Consider the following 3219-nt stretch of genomic DNA (forward strand, 5'->3'; position numbering starts at 1 on the left):
CCGCAATTAATTATACACCTTGTTGTGCTATGTTATATCTTTCTTTTTAACTTTCTCAAACAGTCTTTATATCCTATTTTTTCAATTAAGTTTGAAATAAAATTCTTTGCGTGTGATTTTTTTTTGATTCCTAAATACACAGTTCCCATAGTTTTATCAGAATCATAATATAAATCAACAATTAAAGAGTTTTTTTCTAAATCAACCAATTCTTCTGATTCGAGATCTATAATTCCATTTTCTCCTTCAATATAAATTTTATTTAAGACGTTATGTTTTTTTAATAAATCTAAGATTAATTTGTTTAATTCTGCGTTGGAAGTTATATCTGCACAAGGATTCAATTCAGGGTTTTCAACAATTAGAATAGTTGCGAAAAAAACATTAAAATTCGATTTAGGGTTAAAAAAAGAGACGCTCAAACTAGAAGAAGAATTGTCAATCTCTTTTAATGTCAAGTTATAGAATTCATTTTGAGAATTTGAAATAAACGAAATGAATAAAAGTAGTATAAACAATAATTTAAATTTTCTTTTCATAATGTAGCACAACGTATTTGTGTATGGTTTTTTGCGGTAAAAGGACGCGAGTCGTTTTCCGTTGATGTGGAAAGATAATTAATAAGATTGAATTTCCGTTGAGGAAATTCAGCCGCAATTTATTATACACAGTGTTGTACATAGTACTTTTATTTCCATTTTGAGATTAATTCCTTAATTCCTTTTTCAATTCCACTGTAATATTCTCCTTTTTTGAATTCAGGAATAATAGTTTCATCCAATATTTTTTTACAGATTTCGTCTGTCAATATTTTTTCAGTTCCATTACCCGTTGAAATCCTAATTTTCCTTAAATTTTTGCTAAAAACTATTGTAAGTCCGTTATTTTTTTCCTTCAATCCAATTCCGTTGTAATTTGAAAGGTCAATAGCGAATTTGTCGAAGTCAGTATATTCTCCGATTGAAGCTATTGATACTATAGCGATTTGATTAGTCGATTTTTTCTCAAACTCACGAATAATCAACGTTAATTTTTCTAACTGTTCTATCGTAAAAATGAATTCATAATCATTTACTTCACGTTTCAATTTTGGTAAATCACTTTCTCCAAGGTCAAATTCTGAAAATTCAACTTTAGGAGCTTTCGATTTAGGTTCTATATTATCGACCTGTTTTGATTTACAACTAGAAATTATTAAAACAGTAATTATAAATATTCTAAATATCTTTTTCATTGGTATTATGTACAACGTATTTGTGTATGATTTTTTGCGGGAAAAGGACGCGAGTCGTTTTCCGTTGTTGCGGAAAGATAATTAATAAGATTGAATTTCCGGCGAGGAAATTCAGCCGCAATTAATTATACACGTTGTTGTGTGTTCGTTTTTTTATTCAGTTTATGATTTGAAATTTTGCCAAATCGTATATAATTCAGTTACTTCTTTTTCGGTCAAATATTTTTCAAATAATCCACAGTTTCCAAAATATGCGACACATTCTCCAAACTTTAAATATTGGCTTTTAGGAATTTTCTTTTTCGCTAAACATTTTTTTAAAATTCCAATTCGCTTTTTCTCATCTTCAAAAATTATTTGGTCAATTTTTTTTATTTCCAAATCCGAATATTCATGCTGTATAGATTCAAGTGATTTTAAAGAATTCCAATATTTTCTTGCTCCAATTCCTTGTTCTACATTTCGAAACCTGTTTTTGGATAAAGCGAATTTTAAAGGTTCTTTTCTCTCAAGATTTAATTTCTCGTTTTTAACTTCAGTCCAAAACTTTTCTGTTTCCACACTTATTGTCTCATTCCAATAAGTTAATAGTTCGTTTTTCAATGAATTGATTTGATAGGAATTGAGTTTTTCCGTTTTTGATTTATCATTTAAACAGCTTTTTATAAACTCAGAAAGATTTAAAAAATGAGATTTTGTATCATTTTCCATTTCAGTTGATTCATTCACTATTTTTTCGTGAATTTCAACCGTTCTTAAAATTTGTCCAATTTTTTCTGTTTTTGTCAATGATTTTCGGTTTTCTCAAATGGCACACAACGTATTTGTGTATGATTTTTTGCGGAAAAGGACGCGAGTCATTTTCCGATGTTGCGGAAAGATAATTAATAAGATTGAATTTCCGCTGAGGAAATTCAGCCGCAATTGATTATACACCTTGTTGCCAGCAGTTATTTTATATCAATTTCAGTTGTTTTCCATTATCAGCAAAATCTATTACATTCAAAATTGACTTTCCTAAATCATTTAGTTTAAAAATAAGCCTGTAATATTCAACTTCGCCACTTACATTTTCATATGGTCTAATATCAGGCAGAGAGCTGTAATATTCAGAAGCATCAATTGAAGTTCCGATATATTGCTTGTCCTCCGGGTCCCAAATTCCGTACTCTGCCATGAAGTCGTCATTTTCATAGATTTCATAAAATGGTTCATCAATTTCAAATTTTGCCCAAGGAAATACAACCTGTAGGCTTTGCTTAATATCATAAAAATTGATATACTTTACAGTACTTATTTCATTATCAATATCCTCGCTAATATTTTCTTTAATAGCTAAAGAAACTCGACCATCAGATTTATTTACCCAATCCTCAATTTCAAGGATTATGTCTTTTCTCTCTGCAATCAAACGCATAAGCTTTTTATCAGCTAATAGTTTCTGAAATCTTTGTATTTCTTTTGGGTATCTGTTTAGGTTTTTTAGCCGATCATAAAATGCTTTAGATAATGATTGGTGTTTTGGAATCTCAATTTTCCAACTTTTTTTAGTTTTAGTTATATTGTTTTCGGTAATTTCTTGCCAAATAGTTAAATCATTTTCGGGATTATGAAGTATGATAATTACAGGTAAGCTATAATTAAGCCAGTAATTCAAATGTTTTTCTTTTCCTCTAAATACTATTTTATCATTGTTTTCTTCACTAAAATAACTTTCGCCTGTTTTTATTTGAATAGCAAAAAGTTCGCCTGACGGTTCTCCTTTTTCTGCAATTTCTACAGTCATATCTATTCCAACATCTGTCTCAAGAATTGTTCTTGGTATCCATTCGAACTCTTTTAAAAAAATGGTTTCTATTTTTGAAACACCAATTCTCTCAGTTGGCGAAAATTTACTCATTTAACGTTCTTGGTTTTAATTGCTGGCAACGTATTTGTGTATGATTTTTTGCGGGAAAGGACGCGAGTCATTTTCCGATGTTGCG

The 3219-nt window shown here is 29.4% G+C and carries 4 protein-coding genes; all 4 read right to left on the reverse strand.

Annotated features, from left to right (window positions below):
* Window positions 1-32: 32 nt before the first annotated feature.
* The 4 genes from ACOSP6_RS00450 to ACOSP6_RS00465 all read right to left on the reverse strand — a co-directional run bounded on the left by ACOSP6_RS00450 (window position 33) and on the right by ACOSP6_RS00465 (window position 3134).
* On the reverse strand, window positions 33-539 hold the full coding sequence (locus ACOSP6_RS00450; protein ID WP_422092668.1) for a hypothetical protein: 507 nt from the start codon (window positions 537-539) through the stop codon (window positions 33-35).
* A gap of 149 nt (window positions 540-688) precedes the next feature.
* Window positions 689-1234: a TPM domain-containing protein gene (locus ACOSP6_RS00455; protein ID WP_422092285.1), complete on the reverse strand. Its 546-nt coding sequence runs from the start codon at window positions 1232-1234 to the stop codon at window positions 689-691.
* Window positions 1235-1396: 162 nt separating this feature from the next.
* Window positions 1397-2023 (reverse strand): hypothetical protein, encoded by a 627-nt coding sequence (locus ACOSP6_RS00460; protein ID WP_422092325.1) that lies wholly within the window; start codon window positions 2021-2023, stop codon window positions 1397-1399.
* A gap of 166 nt (window positions 2024-2189) precedes the next feature.
* Window positions 2190-3134: a DUF4365 domain-containing protein gene (locus tag ACOSP6_RS00465; RefSeq protein WP_422092324.1), complete on the reverse strand. Its 945-nt coding sequence runs from the start codon at window positions 3132-3134 to the stop codon at window positions 2190-2192.
* Window positions 3135-3219: the final 85 nt, after the last annotated feature.

The organism is Tenacibaculum sp. MEBiC06402, from assembly GCF_049239625.1.
Classification (GTDB): domain Bacteria; phylum Bacteroidota; class Bacteroidia; order Flavobacteriales; family Flavobacteriaceae; genus Polaribacter.

Excerpts from the sequence above, each read along its gene's own strand:
- ACOSP6_RS00450 (WP_422092668.1), bottom strand. The coding sequence starts at position 539 with ATGAAAAGAAAATTTAAATTATTGTTTATACTACTTTTATTCATTTCG.
- ACOSP6_RS00455 (WP_422092285.1), bottom strand. The coding sequence starts at position 1,234 with ATGAAAAAGATATTTAGAATATTTATAATTACTGTTTTAATAATTTCT.
- ACOSP6_RS00465 (WP_422092324.1), bottom strand. The coding sequence starts at position 3,134 with ATGAGTAAATTTTCGCCAACTGAGAGAATTGGTGTTTCAAAAATAGAA.